This is a genomic window from Actinomyces sp. Z16 (genome assembly GCF_003111765.1).
GTDB classification, from domain to species: domain Bacteria; phylum Actinomycetota; class Actinomycetes; order Actinomycetales; family Actinomycetaceae; genus Actinomyces; species Actinomyces glycerinitolerans.
Genome location: NZ_CP027862.1, coordinates 581,734 through 600,117, shown reverse-complemented (window position 1 = coordinate 600,117; position 18,384 = coordinate 581,734). Strand labels below are relative to the sequence as shown.

Here is an 18,384-nt window from a genome sequence, read left to right as displayed (position 1 = left end):
GACCTTTCTCAGGTGTGGTGCAGAGTCTGGCGCCGAGCAGAGGACCGCGAGCGCCGTTCCGCCCTCATCCGCTGTGACCGCGGTAACCACCGCGACACATCCCGGAGGAGGTTCGGTAACGGACCAAGACTAACCCCTCCACACGTTCCGTTGTCTACGGTTTTAACCAATCTCGCACTCAAACACCGCCACCTGCGGTGGGTAGAAATACCCATCCCGGCAGAACGGCGGCATTAACGCCGCCGTGACACGGAGGCCCAGATGTGCCACGATGGCACAGTCCTCCCCGTGGCAGGCGGGAGCCGCGTCCTCCCCGCGCGGCGGCATCGGATGACGTGTCACCGGCGCCGACCTCTTCCGACTTGCCCGCAGGTCGTTCCCGTCGCAGGAGAGTGCCTTTGAGCCAGTCGAGCAGTACCGTACACGGCGTGATGACAGTGCCCGCCACTGTGATATATCGCGGCATCCCGGCCGACGTGTCGCTGCCTGCGAACCTACCCCTGGCAGAGGTCCTGCCATCCCTCGCGCAACGCTTGGACGCATTGGAGCCCGACGGGGCGGTCTACGGCATGCGGCTGGTCACGGCAGCCGGCATCGGCCTGGAGGACTCGCGGTCCTTGGAGGAGCAACGGGTGGCGGCCGGCAGTGTGCTCACCCTGGAAGTGCGCAACCCGGATGAGGCCGCCCGCTATGACGACCTCGTGGAAGCGGTGGCGACGGCGGTTGAGCGGCAGGAGGTCGCGTGGCGTCCCGCGGACTCCACCACCATGTCCGTAGTCTCCACCTGTGTGATGTTCTTGGTCGCCGGAGGGCTGCTGCTGCGGCAGGACGGTCCGGGCCTGTTCGCGCCCGTGGCCGCGGCGACGGCGGCTCTGGTGCTGGTGTTGGCCGCATACGCGCTCAAGCGGCTCGGCAGGACGCACGGTTGGGCGCTGGTGCTCACCGCGGGAGCGCTGGTCGCCGTCGCGGCCTACACCGGCTACTCGGAAGTGGTCGCCTCACCCAGTGGCCTGCGCCTGGCGTTTGCCGGCGCAGCCCTGGCGATGACTGTGCTCGCCTGCATCCCGCTGCTCGGCAATGACCGTCCGCTCGTCGCGGGACCGGTGGTGGCCGGGGTCGCGTTGATCAGCGTCGGGTTCGGAACCGAGCTCGCTCATCAGCCCCTACCACACATGCTGGCGATCGTGTCCGCTTGCGCCGCGGTCCTGTCTCTGCTTGCGCCGTGGCTGGCGCTTGCCTCCGTGCCGATCGACGTACGCCTGCCCGATCGCATCGACTCGATCAGACCGGAGCCGGACATGGAGGTCGCGCCGTCCCTTACGGCTCGAGTGATGAACTCTCGCGGCCTGGTGCTATCCACCCGTATCGCCTGCTCGCTGATCGTGTTGCTAAGCGTCCCCTCGCTCATGTCCCAGGGCTGGGCCGGCACCGCCCTGGCCACCGCCATCGCCGTCGCCTCGCTGCTGGGCACCCGGGCGGTGCGCTCGCGCGCCGACGTCGTGGCGGGGATCGTCGGCGGGATGGGAATCCTGGCGACAGTGGTGGTAACGGTTGCGGTCAGCCGCACCGACCTGGTGGCACCGGTGACAGCTGTCGTTGGTGCCGTCGGGGTTGTTGTGCTGCTGTTGAATGTGCTCGGTCCGACGTACCGGCCACAGTTGGCCCGCGTCGCCGACGCTGCCGAGATCATCGTGCTGCTGACCATCCTGCCGCTGGCGGCGTTGGCCTGCGAGGTGTTGTAGGTGGCTTCCAATAAGGACATCCTGGATGCGCAGCGGTTCAACCGCCGTCGCCTCGTCACCGTATTCGTCGCCGGTGCCCCCGGGGGCCGCGAGCTTGAGCCCCGCAGCGTGACACGTCCGCTAATCGGTGGTATCGCCTTGTCACTGGTAATCCTGCTGGTGTCTTGGGTCTCCGGACTGTTCATCAGTTCCCTGCCGGACGGATGGGAGAACAACACCTTGGTGGTGGTCAACGGCGAGGGTGCCCGCTACCTGACGATCAACGGCAGATTGCGGCCGGTCACCAACCTGGCCAGCGCCATGCTGCTGTCCGAGACCGGTTCGTTCCAGGAAGTCTCCGTTGACGCCTCCGTCCTCGACGGCATTGAGCGCGGCAGCAAGGTGGGGATCGACGACGCCCCGGAGCACCTGCCCGAGGCCGACCGGCTGGTGGCGGACGGATGGTCGGCCTGCTCGACGGCGGACGGGACCACCATGACCTACCTGGGCTCCTCCCCCGCCGGCTTGAGCAGCGTGCAGCATGCGCTGGTGTCGGTCGGCGAGACCACCTATCTGGTGGCCGACGGCGTCAGCCACGAGATCCCTGCCGATCAGCTGAGTACCACGCTGCTGGCGCTGGGGCTGGAATCGGAGCCCGTCGTCGCCGTCGACGCCACCTGGCTCAACCTATTCGCGCGTGGCAGCACGCTGGAACCGTTCTCCGTCCCCGGTGCGGGCACCCCCGTGAACGGCCTGTCCGCGGCGATAACCGACCCGGTCGCGGGCATGCTGCTGTCGGTTACCGACGCTTCGGGTGCCGAGCGGTACTACGTCGTGCAGCAGGACGGCAGCCTGAGCCGCCTCAGTGAGGTGGCGGTGACCATGTACCAACTCGGCGAGGGAGCGGACACTCCGATCCAGGAGGTCGGGGTCTCCGATCTGACGCGTGTATCCACCAGCGGTGGCGCACCGTCGGACTGGCCCGAGTCTCTGGACACCGCTCTTTCGGAAGACGACTCCCTATGTGCCGTGCTCGGCGCGAGTTCCACCGGCGATGCGTCACAGACCGCTCTCGCCTCTGCCGACGCAATCACCACGGGCGGAGTGAGCGTTGCCGGCGGCACGGGGGCACTGGTGCGTTCGGTGTCCGGCGGCACCATGGGACCGGTCTTCCTGATCACCGATGCGGGCCGTGCTTGGGGCCTGGGCGGGGACCCGAGCGACACGGTGCAGCGGCTGGGGTACACGGAGGAGCAGATCGCCACGGTCCCCTCACCGTGGCTGGCCCTGTTCCCCACAGGCACTGAGCTCTCCCGAGAAGCGGTCTGGGAGGGGGTCACCGAGGAATGATCCGCACCGGCACTTCCGGCAGGTTCACCGATCTGCGGCACTCGCACCGGCGCAGGCGCCTGGGCGCAGTGCTCGCCCTGTCCTCAATCGTCGCAGTCGGCTTAGCGGCTGGTTTTCCGGCCGGCGGCATGGCGTCCGCGGATGAGACGCCCGCGACGGTTCAGACCGACGGCTTCGTAGCCCGCAACACGATTCCCCGCACCGAGAAAACCGCGGAGCCGCAGCCGCAGCCCACCCCGCAGGCACCAGAAGAGGAGCCGGTCGCCCAGGAGACCACGGAGCCGGAGCCCACGCCAGAGGCCACCGAAGCGGTTGAGCCGACGCCGGACCCCACGCCCACCACTGCCCCAACCCCGACCACCGCGACCGAGGTCGCCGACTGCGAACGCGGACAAACGGCGCTCGTGCAGACCCCGCCGTCGGTGATCGCACAGATCGGTGCGGAGCAGGCGTGGACCGTGTCCACCGGGCAGGGCGTCGTCGTCGCCGTCGTCGACTCCGGTGTGGACGCAACCAACCCGCACCTGACCCACGCGCTCGTCGACGGCGTGGACCTGACCGGAACCGGAGAGGCGACCACGGACGTGGACGGCCTGGGCACCGCCGTCGCCGGGGTGATCAGCGGGCGCGCCGTCTCCGGGTCAGGACTGACCGGGCTGGCACACGACGCCGCGATCATGCCGGTGCGGGTGCTGACGGACACCTCGGAGGCCGCCGTTGAGGCCGGCACGGGCCCACGCGCCGACCAGACCGCGTCGGGCATCGTCTGGGCCGCGGACAACGGAGCCACGATCATCGTGGTGCCGCGCGCGCTGAGCGAGGGCTCCGCAGAGCTGGCCGCGGCGGTGGAGCATGCAACCGCAGCCGGGGCGCTCGTCGTTGCCTCCACCGGCGACCAGCCGCAGGAGTCATCCGCCGCCAATGCTTCCGCGCAGCCCACTGCGGATGCCATCGGCACCGCCGGCACGGAAGCTGCCGAGGCGGACTCGACGACCCGTTATCCCGCCGCCTATGAGGGTGTCCTCGGTGTCACCGCCCTGGACTCCGCGGGCGCGGTTTCCGACGCCGTGCTGCACGGCGACGACGTCGACCTCGCCGTCCCGGCGCAGTCGGTGCTGACCGCATTCTTCGGCGACGGCGACTGCGTGGTCTCTCAGCAGGCTCCGTCCACGGCCCTGGCCACCGGATACGCGGGCGCCGCGGCGGCCCTGGTGGCGGAGGCTCATGGGACGGAGTCTCCGGCGGACTGGGCGTACCGACTCACCGTCACCGCCCTGCGCACCTCCCCGGCGGAGCGCAACGCCAACACCGGTTGGGGGCTGGTGGCGCCCTACGCGGCCATCGAGTTCGTCAACGATGGCACGGCACTCGGACCCGCCAATCCGCGCGGGAGTACCACAAGGGCAACCCCGGCGGTGGCCATGGCCACGCCCCCGTCCCCCGACCCGGCGCCGGCTCGACGGCGGCGGCTGGCGGCGAGCGTCGGCGCAGTGGGCACCATCGCGCTGATATTGCCCCTGGTGGCGTCCAAGGCGGGAGGTAGAGCACCGCGAGCCGCGGCACGCAAGTGAAGAACTACCCACGCGTGCACCTGGTAAGTGGCGTTGCAGGTTTGGTATGTTCCATTTCGGTTACACGCATGAGGAGGAGTTTCGGTGGCCAACGAGATCGATGACGCCGCGTCGCGGGCGCATGCGCATATTGATGGCTGGGTGCGTCAGGCGCAGGAGCGTGCGGAGGCCTCCCAGCGTCTGGCGAAGCAGGTGGAGTCTTTGCGCGAGACCGAGGTGAGCCGGGATCGGGCTATCAGCGTGACGGTGGATGCGGCCGGCAGGCTGGTCGATTTGAAGCTGCGCGAGCCGGCAATGGACTTCACGCCCGGCGATCTGGCCGCGGCGATCATGCGGGCGGTCCAGAAGGCGTCCGCGCGTGCGGGCGAGAAGACGGCCCAAATGGCCGCGGATGTGTGGGGTGAGGACTCGGCGGTTGCACAGCGAGTCCGGCAGGCCTACACCGGCGGCGAGGACGAGGGGGCTTCGCAGTCGCAGTCGGGGTCGGGCCGGCGGCCTGGGACCGCCCCGCGGGGTGCGGGCCTGATCGACCCGACCGGTTCGTTAGGAAGCTTGCGGCAGGGCGATGACGGGCGTGGCTTCAGGGGTGGTTGGTGATGGCTGACCTGGAGATCTCCCCGGAGGTGTGGCGCACCCACGCCGGGCACGTCGCCTCGGTAGGCGACGGACTGGACACCATCGACCAGGCTTCGGACGCCGCCCTGAGCGGCCTGCCCTTCGGGGTGATATGTACGCCGCTGTTCGCCCCGGCCTACGCGATCGCCAAGCTGGCCTTCGACTCGGGCACCGCCACGCTCAGCGGACAGCTGGACGAGGACGCGCAGACCCTGCGGAGCGTGGCCACCGACTTCGAGGAGACCGACTCCCAGGCGGCCACCGACGCCAACAACACCTACCCGGCGGTCTGACCCCGTCCCACCCCACACACCCGCCGTATCACCTGTTTTTCGTAATTAGCTCACCCCCTGGAGGTCTGTCGTGACTGTTGCTAACCCGCTGGTTGCCGCGCAGCAGGAGTCGGAGTCGTCATTTTGGGCGGGTACCGGTGTTGGCGAGGACATCTCCGATTTGAGCCAGGCCATCGGCGAAGGTTCGTGGGTGCAGGGGAGCCTGGCCGGTGTGGGTCTGGCCGGGGACGTGCTCTTCACCGTCACCAACCCGATCGCCGCCGGAGTCAGCATCGTCGTCGGCTGGATCATTGAGCACATCTCCCCACTGGATGAGATGCTGGAGCAGCTCACCGGTGACGCGGACGCGGTGATAGCCGGGTCGCAGACCTGGACGAACATCGCTGACGCTTACACCCAGCAGGCCACGAGCCTGAACGACTACCTCACCGCGGACATGGCCGACCAGGCCGGGCAGACCGCGGACGCGTGGAGAACCCGCGCGGGCAAGCTGGCCGGCGGTATGAATGCCATGTCGGCTGCGGCGGCGAACATCGCCAAAGGATTAGAGATCTCCGCGGCGATCGTGCAGTTCGTGCATGACATGGTGCGCGACGCGATCTCCGAGGCGATCGGCATGTTCTTCGAGGCGGCCGCAGAGGAGATCTTCTCCCTCGGCCTGGCCACCCCGGTGGTGGCGGGCCAGATCAGCACCTGGGTGGCGGACAAGGTCAGCATGCTGGCCTCCAAGGCCAAGGACCTGGTCAACTCCTTCGAGGCGCTGTCCGAGCTGCTGAAGAAGATCGAGCCGGGCGTCACCAAGCTCATGAACGGCCTGAAGAAGCTCGACCTGTCCGACTGGGCCGAGAGCAAGGGCACCCAGGTGGGCCGCGACATCAAGAACCACATGAGCGGCTCCACCCCCAAGCACCACACCACCACCCTGACCGCAGCCCACACCAGCACTTCGGGGGGCAGGGGCAACAGCACTTCCACTACCAGCAGCCACTCCACCACCAGTACGAGCTCCAGCCACTCCACCACCAGTTCCGCCGGCGGCGGCCACAGCACCACCAGCACCAGTAGTTCCGGCGGCGCGGGTAGCCCAGGCAGCAGCTCCGGCGGGTCTGGTACCAGCTACCACGGCATCGACCCCATCCACGGCGACACCACCGGTACAACGCCCTCGTCCCCAGCAGCATCGACGTCCTCGACCCCGGCGTCCGCGAGCATGGCTGATGCCGCTGGTGGTAGCCACACCCGGGCCGGCACCACCACCCCGCAAGCCGACACCCCCGCCACCACCCCGGCGGTCCCGACGACCGATGCCAGCTACCACGGCATCGACCCCATCCACGGCGACACCGCCGGTGCCCCCTCCTCTGCCCACAACACGACACACGCCGACACCACGCGCGCCGACGCCGGTGCTACCGGAGACACCTCGCGGGCGGGCAGCAGTGGCCCGGAGGGCGCTCGCACCAGCAGCCCCGAGGCGGACACCGGCCGGGCCGAGGCCGGCGACCCTGACTCCGGGTCCAGCCGCACAAACGACACCGACACTGGGCGCGCCGACTCTGGTAACGCCCCGGCTGAGGCCGACGGTACCCACACCGGTGACGGCGCCGACGCGGACAGCTCTCGGCCCGCACAACACGACACCGAGCCTGCCGGCCGTGATGCCGAAACCACGCCCGCACGCACCGACGCCGACCAGCCCGACACCACCACCCGCGACGGATCCAGCCCCGAGACCGGACAGGACACCGGCCACCCCGAGCGCCCGGACCAGCCCACACCCACAGGAGACAGCGCCGGCCCGCACCCCTCGCGCACCGGCAGTCCCGATACCGACACCCCGGACGCCAGCAACCCGCACTCCGAGCGCGCCCCCGAGAGTGACCGGCCTGACACCCAACACGCCAACGACACCGGTGACGGTAAGACCGGCTCCGACAGCGACCCCGGGAACACCAACCCCAACGACACAGGCACCGACACAGACACTCACGGCCGGTCCGATGCTGACGCCGACCCGGGTAGCAACCGGCCCGGCGACCAAGATCCACAGCAGCATCAACCCGACGAGCACCCCCGGGATCCGGAGTCGCCGGATTCTGAGCGCCCCAAGGGCCAGGAGCCGGACCCCGAGCGCCCCCGGGATCCGGAGTCGCCGGATTCTGAGCGCCCCAAGGGCCAGGAGCCGGACCCCGAGCACCCCAAGGGCCAGGAACCCGAATCCGTGTCTGCCCGCAGGGACCCGGAAGACAACAATTCTCACTCGAACGCCGCAGCAGCCGACACCACAACCCCACACACCAAAACCGACGACACACCCGACCCCACCGGCAACCACAAGGACACACCCGACACCGACACCACATCCAGCCACTCGAACGACGACGGGGAGGCCAGCTCCCACGATGCACACGATAGCGAGCCTCCCTCAGACTCCGACGGACACGTCCACTTCGACAAAAAGGATGTTCCGACACCGCCTCAGGAGACTTTCGACACTCCCCGTTACGCGTACAACGATCCAGAGGTTGCCAGGTGGGCGGATGAGACCTCCGCAGCCACCGGGCTCTCCAGGGACGGAGTCATCGGCACCTATGACTACACGACAAATAACGGGTACAGCACAATGAATCCAGCACTGCGAGGATCACCCGACGCCCCGCTTACTCCCGAGGTCCAGGCGCGTATCGACAATACGCTCAAGGGCATGGACGAATTGCCCCCCGTTCCAGGGACAACCTACCGCGGAACCAATCTCCCAGACGACGTTTACCATTCACTTAAGGACGGAGCAAAAGAATACGTCGACCAAGGATTCCTGAGCTCATCGAAGGAGGGCAACATAGCCGACACCTTCAAGGACAACAGCAATAATGCCGTCGTCTTCACCATCGAAGGACACAGCGGAGTGGACGTCAATCCGTTCTCGGCCCACAAGGGTGAAGCGGAAATCCTTTTCCGACCAGGCACTACGTTCAAAGTGACCGAGTCCAGTGTCGGCGCAGATGGTATACTCTATGTGAAGATGACGGAGGTGTAAGCATGTTTGATTTGATCGATGATGATGGGGTGCGTCGGCCGTTCACCGGCGATATCCGTGATCTCCGCCCAGGCGTCATTCAAGACCGTTTGCGCATTGACCAGGCCGAGGCCACGCGCCTGGGGCTGGGGCAGATCCCTGACGATCTGGAGGACCAGTACTGGGACCGTCGCTGGTACCCCACCCGCCCTGAGGACGGCACCATCGACTACGAATGTATAACCACCCAGGAGTCCCAAGAACGCGACGCGGAGAATCTTCGCCGCAACCGGTTGCGCCACGCACAGTTGCATTACACGGTCACCGAGGACGAGCGCGGCAGGACCCGTGTACGCCAGGTCCCGCCGAAAAGGCCCCGCTGGGCGGATGACCCGACGGGGCTGAAGATGCTCCCGCCCACCTGCAGCTTCCGGTTGCGTCGGGGCTTTCTGACCAGCATCCGCCTCGACGCCAACCAGCCTGAGCCCGACGTAAACCAGTGGTATGACCGGCTTAACCGTCAGGAGCAGGATGCCTGGATTGTGGGACTGTTCCGTACTGACGCTCCTGAAGGCCAGACCACCTTGGTGTTGGAGTACTACGGGCAGGCATGGGCGGCGGCCCGCACCGACGGCGTCCCCTGGCCCACCGACCTGAACGCCAGTGAACTCAGCATTCTGACGCTGTGGCTGCCCGTGACCCTGACACCGCTGCCCACCATCCCCAACGACCCGGGCAGCCCAGTATCCATCCCCACATCCGCCGAGCCCGTCGCGGCCCAAGTCGCCACCGATCATGCCGTGTTCGGCCCCTGGTGGAAGGATGGAGAGCCGATCCTGCCATACCGGCCCCAACCATGGGTTAAACCAGCCCCAAACCGTGAACACTACCGACAAGCACTGGGCCACAAAGCCAAGCGCTCCTACCGGAAGGCACAAGAGCAAAGGGAACAGGAGATGCACCGCAACCAGGAGGACGCCGGCCAATGACCACACCCAATCAGCCCGGGCCCGATCAGCCCACGGCCGAGGAGCGCTTCGAGCGCGCCGTCGCGGGACTGCGCGAGCTGCCGCCCACCGGGGCGGTCACCTTCCGCGGCATTACCAGCCCGACCGGCACCCAGCCAGGAGTGGTAGTGCCCCGGGGTATCACCGCCACCAGCCGTGACCTCGTGGTAGCCACCGCAGGAATGACCAGCCCCGGCATCGCCGTCGTCGTGGTACATACCGGAAGGGATGTGGGGCCGGTATCGGCCGTGCCCCAGGCCCAGGAGGTAGCGCTCCTGCCGGGGACCGTCTTGTACACCGGCCGCTTCCTCCAGGTCGCCGGACACACCGTCGAACTGATCGAGCAGCTCATGCCCACCGACGACCAGCAGTGGGCCAGCCAGCTCACCAATGACGCCGTCGCCCAACTCATGCGCGCCGTCGCCACCACCATCACCAACGCCCAGGGCCAAACACCCCCGGTAGACCCCGCCTACTGCGCCCGCTTCGCCGTACCAATCGCATGAAACAGCCCGGCACATGCTGGAGTACCGGGCTGACGGGTTGATCAACTCACTGACAAGCTGAACCAGCACCCGGCACCCGACTCATTGCAGTCGTCGATCACCGCAGCCCGTAGCGCCGCTCCTGACTCTCGCGCACCAGCGACCCCGGGAACACCAACCCCAACAACACAGGCACCGACACTCACGGCCGGTCCGATGCTGACGCCGACCCGGGTGGCAACCGGCCTGGCGATCACAGCCCACAGCAGCATCAACCCGACGAGCACGGCAAACAGGCCCCCGACCAGCACCCCCGGGATCCAGAATCGCCGGACCCCGAGCACCCCAAGGGCCAGGAACCCGAATCCGTGTCTGCTCGCAGGGACCCGGAAGACAACAACTCCCACTCGAACGCCGCAGCAGCCGAGGCCACAACCCCACACCCAAAACCGACGACACACCCGACCCCGACACGACCCACAACAGCGACACCGACACCAACAACGACCACGCGAAGGACGGCGCTGCCGACAAGGACGGTCAGCACGAGGCCGACAATGACCGTCACGGCGAGTCGACCTCGGATGCTGATTCTGCAGATGCGAAGGACTCGCCTGACGCCGGGGACGGCAAGCAGCACTATGACCCGGGTCAGGATGCCTTTAACCAGGAGCACCGGCCCGACATCAAGCACAACGTCACAGTTGGAGCCGACAGCCCACTGGCACCTAAGACGACCAAGCCCTTCGGTGACGGCGTCGACCTGCAACCGAACACCTGCTACGACGTGGCCGAACGCGGCAGGTTCTACACCAACGAGCAGGGCGAGATCGTGCACGTGGAGACCGAGTCCGCGGCTCTGCGCCAGACGTGGTGGGACCACGACGGCGTGTCCCCGATGAACCCGGACCTGAAGGATCCGCTGCCTAATGCCACCTATACGGTGGACGGCAAGTTCCACTACACCACCGACCCCTGGGGTCGCACCGTACGCATCCAAGTCGATCGCATGGATGTGGTCGACCAGAGCCTGCGGTATCGGTCCGAGTCCGTGCAGCAGCGGATCGGCCACTACGGGGACGGAATCGCCAAGGACACCTATGATGGTGGGCACATGGTTGGTTCGCAGAGCGGAGGCGGGCCCGAGGATCTCAACGAGGCTCCCATGCACAAGGACGTCAACCGCGGGACCAACGGCACCTACCCGAAAAGTTATAGACGGTTTGAGTATGAGGTCGCCGCTAACCCGGACAACTACAGGAACATCGACATCCGCATCGAGTACGACGGCCCACCAGCCAACGCCGACTCCGTCAACCGTCTCAGCGACGTCAACCCGGTTGATAGAGTACCAACACGTTGGGAAGTACATTCACAGGACGCGAATGGCATTTCTAGAGTTCCAAGACGCTTTGAAAACCGGTGAACACAAGAAGAGGGCCAAGAATGACGCCAAGGGAAATAAAGTCGACAGAGTGCATCATTAGAGAATTAGAAGAAACTATCCAAAACTGGATACAGCATGCTGGAGCATCCCATACCGAAATAGTCATCAACGCTATTGGTCGAACCAGCCAGTACGACCCACAGTTAACTGTTGACGGAACCACGAATAGGGTTATACCCCCATACGGTACACGACTACCATTCGGCGATCTTCGTCACGCGCAGGCGTTGCCTGGTCGTGGTGCGTGGACGTGGTGCCACTTGTGGATGGATGCCGCCGACGGGGTGCTGCACCAGGAGAGCGACTGGATGCGCGAGCCGATCTTCGACGAACCTGATGGTGGCCCCCCGGGACCGCGGGATTGTTGGATTGAGCTGGATCTGTATCCGCGTGACAATGAGTTCATCCCGGACTGGCTGCGCAAGGGCTACGAGGCCGAACTCAAACGCCAGGAGCGCAATGCACGTCGTCGAGAGAACTACCGCCGCAAGCGCGAGCAGGAACGCGGCGACTGACCACAGCCGTTTTGCGGGCGTCGACCTATATCACCGATTGAGATTAGGAAGCCCAGAATCGGCAACGTCGCCTGGGAATACGGACGTGCCTGAGCGATACACATGGCACTGGGCGGCGTCCCACCGCCGCCCAACCCGACAACGACATCGCTCCCTCGCGCCCAACGACCACACATCGCAGCCCCGCGCGGGAGCCTCTACGCCCTCAAACCGGGAGAGCCGCACAGCCATGTTTGATTTGATTGGCGACGATGGGGTGCGCCGTCCATTCACCGGCGACATCAGAGACCTCCGCTTCGGTGTCATCAAAGACCATTTGCGCATTGACCAGTCCGAGTCCACACGTCTGGGGCTGGGACAGATCCCCGATGATCTTGAGGACCAGCACTGGGACCGACGCTGGTACCCCACCCGTCCTGAAGACGGCACCATCGACTACGAAGGCATGACCGATCAGGAGTCCCAAGAACGTGACGCCGAGAATTGGCGCCGCAACCGGCTGCGCCACGCACAGACAGAATACGTCGCATTAGAGGATCAGCGTGGCGGTACGCGGGTGCGTCGGGTCCCGCCCAGCAAGCCGCGTTGGGCCGATGAGGTCCTATCGCCGGTAAAGACTCCTCCCACCTACAGCCTTCGGTTGCGTCGAGGCTTTTCGACCAGCATCCGCCTCGACACCGACCAGGCCGACCGGACAGAAATAGACGCCGATCGGTGGGACTACGGGCTGGAGCGGTCGGATCAGGACGTCTGGATCGTAGGACTATTCCGCACCACCAACCCTGCAGGCCAGACCACATTCGTGCTGGAGTACTACGGGCGGGCATGGGCGGCCTCACGCACCGATGCAGAGCCCTGGCCCACCGACCTAAACGCCATGGAGATCAGGCTCCCGGTCCTGTGGCTTCCCGTGACCCTTACGCCACTGCCCGCCGTCCCAACCGACCCGGGCAGCCCGATAACTGTCCCCTCCGCCGAACCCGTCCCGGCACGGGTCGCCACCGACCACGCCTTGTTCGGCCCCTGGTGGAGGGACGGTGATCCGATCCTGCCCTACCGGCCCCAGCCATGGATCAAGCCCGCACCAAACCGTCGGTACTACCGGCAGTCCGAGGGCATTGCCGCCATGTTCACTTTTCGTAGGATGCAGGAGCGCCAACAATCCGAAAGCGGCCCGGACCAGGAGGACACCAGCCAATGACCACGCCAAACCAGCCCGTTCCCGACCAGCCCACGCCCCAGGAACGCTTCGAACGCGCCGTCGCCACCACCATCACCAACGCCCAGGGCCAAACACCCCCGGTAGACCCCACCTACTGCGCCCGCTTCGCAGCACCAATCGCATGAGCAATAGCCCGGCACATGCTGCAGTGCCGGGACGACGGGTTGATCAACTCACTGACAAGCTGAACCAGCACATGCTGGACCGGCTCATAGCAGTCGTCGATCACCGCAGCCCGTAACGCCGCTCCTGACTCTCACGCACCACCTGCTGCGCCTGCCAGGTGACGCCCGACAGCGGAATGTAATCATGCGTCTCCTGCGTGTAGCCGCGGGCCACCGCCCAGTCCCAGATCCGCGAGCACTGGGCCACGGCCCGAGCCTCCAGCGACGGCGGCCACGCCCCCATCCAGGACAGTCCCGTCAGCGCCACCGCCTGTCCATCCGGCATCACCATGTAGGCATCCGCGCTCTTAACCACCTTCCCCAGCGTCACGCGGGCGAACAGGCTGGTGCGCGAGGTCGGCCAGGGGAAGTCGCGCGTTTGTCCGAACACATGCAGGTGGATTCCGGTCGCGTCCAGTACGGTGTGACTGCGCGCCATGGTGACGACCAGAGCCAGCGACGCCAGGCCCGCGAACAGCGCCACCAGCATGTAGCCGATCCTGTCCGGCTCATTCACCAGGTACCAGCCGGCGCCGTACAGGCAGGCAAGTCCGAAACCCGCCGTCAACCAGAAGGCAAAGCCACCGGATGTCGTGATGTTGGACTTGAGCACGAGCCGCTCCTGCGAGAGCGGGATCGGGGCGAGTTCAACTTTCAGGGGCTGCTCCTCACCCGCCATTCCCGGCTGCTGAAAACCCGCAGGATAAGGCTGCCCGGCCGACGGCGTCGTCGCCCCCTGGCCGGCCGGGGGGCCCGGCTGCACGTAACCGTAGCCGGACTGCGTGGGGACGTGCCCATACTGACCGCTCCCGAGCGCCTGCCCGCCGGCATCCGAGCCGTACTCGGGAGCTCCATACCCGCCGGGCTGCCCGTACTGGCCGTAACCCTGCACGCCCGGGCGCAGCCCTTGCCCCTGCACCTGAGGCTCCTGGCCCTGCCCCCGTCCCGGTGTCGGCTGCGTCATCTCACTCTCCTCTGTCACGGGACGATCATGATAACGACCGGGGCTAGTCGACGGGAACCCCGGGATGACGCGGCGGCGAGGCAGATGTCACGCCTTCAGCGCCCGCACAACGGTGACAGTCCGGACACAACTGGCGTAGCGTGTTCGTGACATGTGGGTGGTCGGCCCCCCCACCACGCCTGGCGCTTCGACGTCGGCGCGAGGGTGGGGAGCGCTCCCCACTCTCATGCCTTCAGATCAATGCCCTCACCGGCTACGGTCGTTCACATACGGCTCCACCGCCACCTCAACCACTACAGATTTACATCCGCCCCTGCGAACAGTTGGAGACACAATGTCCGGTACTTTCTCGGTCGACTACGACACCGCGACGAGCAACTCCGCCAAGATGGCCACCGCCTCCGACGAGTACGCCTCACCAGCAGCAACCAGCGTGGACTCGGTCACCGTCAACCAGTCGACCACGACCTGGTCCACCCACACCCAGGCCCACTCCTGCATGCGCGCATACACCGATGTGCTCGATCAGCTCCAGGCCTGCATCGCCTCCACGCAGAAGGATCTGGACACGCTCAAGACGAACTATGACGCCGCCGTCACCGCCTTCACCGAGCAGGACGAGCAGAGTAAGGAAGACGCGTTACAGACCCTGAAGAAGTGGAGCGAGAACCGCTCCGAAATCCCCGATACGTCGAGGCCCACCGGCCTGCCCGGCGGTCCCGCTCAGACAAGGGCCACCGCCGAGTAGCGTCCACCGCCCGCGGCCGTACGATTCGCACGCGCCTCGGCCCGGCGTAGAGAAAACCAAGAAGACTGACATACGACGAAGGATCGACAAGGACTAACGAAGCATGGGAACGAACGCCGACGAGTTGAAGAAGATCCACGACCTCGACCTGGACGACTACGGGGACGACGTCATCCTCGCCCAGATCCGGTCGAACTTGGTCTCCTGCGACGACACCATCCGCACGATCGCCGCCAGCCCCGCCTTCGAGGGCGAGACCCAACTCGCCGTCAACGGGGCACTCGCCCAGCTGCAGGCGGAGGTGCGCAAATGGTACGCAGCAGTAGACGCCATCAAATCCGAGCGCACCACGGCCCGCGACTCCATGCGCACCGCCAAGCCCAAGTATGACGAACTGCCCGAGCACACCTCAGACATCATGGATGAAGAAATCGTCATTGAGGACAGGCGTAACAGGCAGGCCGCCGAAGCGCTCTCCCCCATGGACACCACGCTGACCGCCTCGGCAGCGGCCCTGCGCGCGATTGACCTCTCACGGCCGGAGTTCGACCCGAATCGCCAGGTCAACCAGACACCGCTCGACGAGCTTCCCAGCTCCAGTTCCGCAGGCAACGGCGGCGGCGGTGGCGCCACTTCGGGAGCAGGCGCCGGCGGCGGTGGGGCCGCAGGCTCCGGAGGAGCCGGGAGCACCGCCGGCTACGGGGCAGGCACTTACGCCACCGGTCACGCCGTCCCCCTCGTGCCAACCGCAACCGGTACAGCCGCAATCGGTACGACGGCGGTCACCGCGACTTCGCGTCTCGTTCCCAACACCCATATCGGTCACTCCGTCACCCAGGTTGATCGCTTCACCAGCAGAGTCAACGGTCCGGCTTCGACACAGAGCACCGCATTTGCGTCGGCACGCTACACGGTTGAGAACGGCAAACTCATCCCCCTGGCATCCGCAAGTCACACCACGTCAGTCGGCGGAGCGGGCGGTCCCGGCACCACCTGCCTTGCCGCCGGAACTGCTGGCACTGTCGGCGCCACAGCCGCGGCCGCGGCTGTCGTGCGCGGGTTGAGCGGAGCCAGCGGAACCGCAGCCGTCGGCACCAGCGCAACAATGGGCGCCACCACGACCGCCGGCATCAACGGCAGCACCGGAATGGCGGCTACCACTGCTGGTGCCGCTTCCGCTCAGGGCAGCAGCACCGCGGGATCCGCCGCGCACGGCGCAACCGGACGCCCCGCCATGGGTGCGCCGGCCGCGGGACGCGGCGGGGGGCAGTCGCGCCAACGGCGGCGCCCCCACGGCACCTACGACATCCCACTGCTGGAAGACGAGGTCCAGGAGGACTACATCGCGGATCCCGGCGTGGCCGGGCAGGCGGGCTCGCTGGAGACCTTGACCACCCCGGAGTGGACCCAGGAGTCCGACTCCTGGTGACCCCGACGAACAACGCCTGAACGCGAGCGGCGTCCTTCGTCTCCCGGAGCGACTCCAGCGAACGTCCTCTCAGTCGTCCAGCTCCAGGAGCATGCGGGTATTGCCCAGGGTGTTGGGCTTGGCACGCGCCAGGTCGAGGAACTCGGCGACGCCGTCGTCGTGGCTGCGCAGCATCTCCACGAAGATGTCGGTACCCACGGGCGTGCCCTGAATCTCCTTGAACCCGTGGGCGGCGAAGAAGTCGACCTCGAAGGTCAGGCAGAACACCCGCCGCAACCCCAGGGTGCGGGCACGGTCCAGCAGGTTGTTCAAGATGGCATGGCCGACGCCGTGGTGCAGGTGGTCGCGGCGTACCGCCAGCGTGCGCACCTCCGCGATGTCATCCCACATGACGTGTAGGGCGCCGCAGCCGATCAGCCCCGACTCGGTAGCGCCGTCTAGTTGGCCGGTGCCCTCCGCGACGGTGAACTCCTGAATGTCCTCGAAGTAGTTGATCAGGTCCTTACCGATCAGGATGCGCCGCTCCGCATAGGGGCGCACGAGCTCGGCGATGGCGCGCGCGTCGGCAGGGCGGGCGGGGCGCAGCACGGTGCGCCACGCCGCGTCCCGGAAGCGGTCGGGCAGCCGGGCGCCAGCGTCGGACGCAGCCACGGGTACCGCCGGCGATGCCGTCGGGGCGGCAGACGCCGCCGCATCCGCCGCGGTGGTCGCATCCGTTTCGGCTCCCGCGCTGGTTGCGGGCACCACGGCGCTCGACTCAGCGTTGTCGGTGCTGGGCATATTGCGCATGCGGCCCATGTTCGCGCTTCTCCTTCCGTGCGGCCAGCGCCAGCACCGCGCGGGCGGTCGCGTCGTCGACCACCAGGTCGGTGGCCACGCGGGCCCGCAACGCCGCCAGCAGGGCGCGCGTCTTGCCGACACCCGCCACCACACACAGTCTGCGAGGAATCCGCGACAGCTGCGCCGGCGTCGGACCGGTGGCGCGCACATTGAGGGCGACGTCACGCCAAGTGCCGTCCTGACGCAGCATGACGGTGCACACGTCACCGACGACGCCGTCGCGCAGCAGCAGGGCGCGGTCCTGCTCGCTCAGGTGCCCGCCGCTGTAGACCTGACTGGGCAGCGCCGCATTCGGATCCAGTGAGCCGACGCCGAAAACCGCCAGGCTCGCCCGGTCCGCGAGCGCCAGCACGCGCCGCACGGAACGCTCCGACCACATGGCCTCCCGGGTGGCGGCGTGGTCGAAGAACGCGGGAACCGGGAAGGCAACCGTGCGCGCGCCGAGTCGCTCGGAGAAGTCGGCCAATACCTCCCCCACATTCGGGCCGTCGCCCTCGGGTGCGGTGGCCCCGTTGAGTTGAACCACGGTCAGTCCCGGCACGCGGCGCCGCGGCAGGGCGGCGGAGACCTCCGACATGGTGGTGCCCCAGGCCGCGCCCATCACCCCGTTCTCGGGGGCGAGGGCCACCAGCTCCTCGGCGGCCACGGCGGCAACCTGCTCCAGCCGGTGAATCTCGGTGGTGCCCTCACGCACGGGCACGATCCGGGCGGAGACGTTGAAGGTGTCCCTCAGTGCGGCCTCCAGGGTGCCGGCACCGCCGGGCGCGGTCAGGGTTATGCGGACAATGCCGTCGGCGCGTGCCCGCGTCAGCAGGCGGGACACGGTGGAGCGTGACACGCCCAGGTGGCGGGCGATCACGTCCATGGTCTCCCCCTGGACGTAGTACATCGAGGCGGCCTCATAGCAGCGCTCGAGTGAGACCGTGCTGCCGGCCCCCTCCGTCATGCATCCCCCTGTCACCCACTGGCCTGCACGTTCGTGCGCCATGAGCGACCA

17 protein-coding genes are annotated in these 18,384 nt (G+C 67.0%); 14 read left to right on the top strand and 3 right to left on the bottom strand.

Features of this window, described 5'->3' with window-relative positions:
* Window positions 1-431 precede the first annotated feature (431 nt).
* The 12 genes from eccD (at window position 432) to C3B71_RS15775 (ending at window position 13,367) form a co-directional block, all read left to right on the top strand.
* Window positions 432-1,742: a type VII secretion integral membrane protein EccD gene (eccD, locus tag C3B71_RS02390; protein ID WP_073330505.1), complete on the top strand. Its 1,311-nt coding sequence runs from the start codon at window positions 432-434 to the stop codon at window positions 1,740-1,742.
* Window positions 1,743-3,071: a type VII secretion protein EccB gene (gene eccB / locus C3B71_RS02385; RefSeq protein WP_108965909.1), complete on the top strand. Its 1,329-nt coding sequence runs from the start codon at window positions 1,743-1,745 to the stop codon at window positions 3,069-3,071.
* A complete protein-coding gene (locus tag C3B71_RS02380) occupies window positions 3,068-4,642 on the top strand; it encodes a S8 family serine peptidase (RefSeq protein ID WP_108965907.1) in 1,575 nt (524 codons plus the stop codon). Before eccB ends, C3B71_RS02380 begins: the two co-directional genes overlap by 4 nt.
* An 84-nt stretch (window positions 4,643-4,726) precedes the next feature.
* The gene (locus C3B71_RS02375) at window positions 4,727-5,239 is read left to right on the top strand and encodes a YbaB/EbfC family nucleoid-associated protein (RefSeq protein WP_073330024.1); all 513 of its coding nucleotides are present in this window, start codon (window positions 4,727-4,729) and stop codon (window positions 5,237-5,239) included.
* The gene (locus C3B71_RS02370; RefSeq protein WP_108965905.1) at window positions 5,239-5,550 is read left to right on the top strand and encodes a type VII secretion target; all 312 of its coding nucleotides are present in this window, start codon (window positions 5,239-5,241) and stop codon (window positions 5,548-5,550) included. The genes C3B71_RS02375 and C3B71_RS02370 overlap by 1 nt, the downstream gene beginning before the upstream one ends.
* 70 nt (window positions 5,551-5,620) lie before the next feature.
* Complete coding sequence (locus C3B71_RS02365; protein WP_108965903.1) at window positions 5,621-8,587, top strand: ADP-ribosyltransferase; 2,967 nt, start codon at window positions 5,621-5,623, stop codon at window positions 8,585-8,587.
* Window positions 8,588-8,589: 2 nt separating this feature from the next.
* A complete protein-coding gene (locus C3B71_RS02360; RefSeq protein ID WP_108965901.1) occupies window positions 8,590-9,555 on the top strand; it encodes a hypothetical protein in 966 nt (321 codons plus the stop codon).
* The gene (locus C3B71_RS02355) at window positions 9,552-10,079 is read left to right on the top strand and encodes a hypothetical protein (protein ID WP_108965899.1); all 528 of its coding nucleotides are present in this window, start codon (window positions 9,552-9,554) and stop codon (window positions 10,077-10,079) included. Before C3B71_RS02360 ends, C3B71_RS02355 begins: the two co-directional genes overlap by 4 nt.
* A gap of 766 nt (window positions 10,080-10,845) precedes the next feature.
* Complete coding sequence (locus C3B71_RS02350) at window positions 10,846-11,484, top strand: DNA/RNA non-specific endonuclease (RefSeq protein WP_108965897.1); 639 nt, start codon at window positions 10,846-10,848, stop codon at window positions 11,482-11,484.
* Between the two features lie 287 nt (window positions 11,485-11,771).
* On the top strand, window positions 11,772-12,020 hold the full coding sequence (locus C3B71_RS02345) for a hypothetical protein (protein ID WP_108965895.1): 249 nt from the start codon (window positions 11,772-11,774) through the stop codon (window positions 12,018-12,020).
* A gap of 229 nt (window positions 12,021-12,249) precedes the next feature.
* Complete coding sequence (locus C3B71_RS02340; protein WP_108965893.1) at window positions 12,250-13,221, top strand: hypothetical protein; 972 nt, start codon at window positions 12,250-12,252, stop codon at window positions 13,219-13,221.
* Window positions 13,218-13,367, top strand: coding sequence for a hypothetical protein (locus C3B71_RS15775; protein WP_159097619.1), 150 nt, complete (start codon window positions 13,218-13,220; stop codon window positions 13,365-13,367). Before C3B71_RS02340 ends, C3B71_RS15775 begins: the two co-directional genes overlap by 4 nt.
* 100 nt (window positions 13,368-13,467) lie before the next feature.
* Here C3B71_RS15775 and C3B71_RS02335 read toward each other — a convergent pair whose 3' ends face one another.
* Window positions 13,468-14,370: a hypothetical protein gene (locus tag C3B71_RS02335; protein ID WP_108965891.1), complete on the bottom strand. Its 903-nt coding sequence runs from the start codon at window positions 14,368-14,370 to the stop codon at window positions 13,468-13,470.
* A gap of 334 nt (window positions 14,371-14,704) precedes the next feature.
* On the opposite strand from C3B71_RS02335, the gene C3B71_RS02330 reads away from it, so the two are divergent.
* Together C3B71_RS02330 and C3B71_RS16075 are read left to right on the top strand one after the other, a co-directional pair.
* Window positions 14,705-15,118 (top strand): hypothetical protein, encoded by a 414-nt coding sequence (locus C3B71_RS02330; RefSeq protein WP_108965889.1) that lies wholly within the window; start codon window positions 14,705-14,707, stop codon window positions 15,116-15,118.
* Window positions 15,119-15,221: 103 nt separating this feature from the next.
* Window positions 15,222-16,547, top strand: a complete 1,326-nt coding sequence (locus C3B71_RS16075) for a hypothetical protein (protein ID WP_181574800.1) — start codon at window positions 15,222-15,224, stop codon at window positions 16,545-16,547.
* Between the two features lie 69 nt (window positions 16,548-16,616).
* Here C3B71_RS16075 and C3B71_RS02315 read toward each other — a convergent pair whose 3' ends face one another.
* Complete coding sequence (locus C3B71_RS02315; protein ID WP_234416047.1) at window positions 16,617-17,336, bottom strand: amino-acid N-acetyltransferase; 720 nt, start codon at window positions 17,334-17,336, stop codon at window positions 16,617-16,619.
* Entirely contained in the window at window positions 17,305-18,333 is a 1,029-nt protein-coding gene (locus C3B71_RS02310) for a sugar-binding transcriptional regulator (RefSeq protein WP_234416045.1), read from the bottom strand. Before C3B71_RS02310 ends, C3B71_RS02315 begins: the two co-directional genes overlap by 32 nt.
* Window positions 18,334-18,384 lie beyond the last annotated feature (51 nt).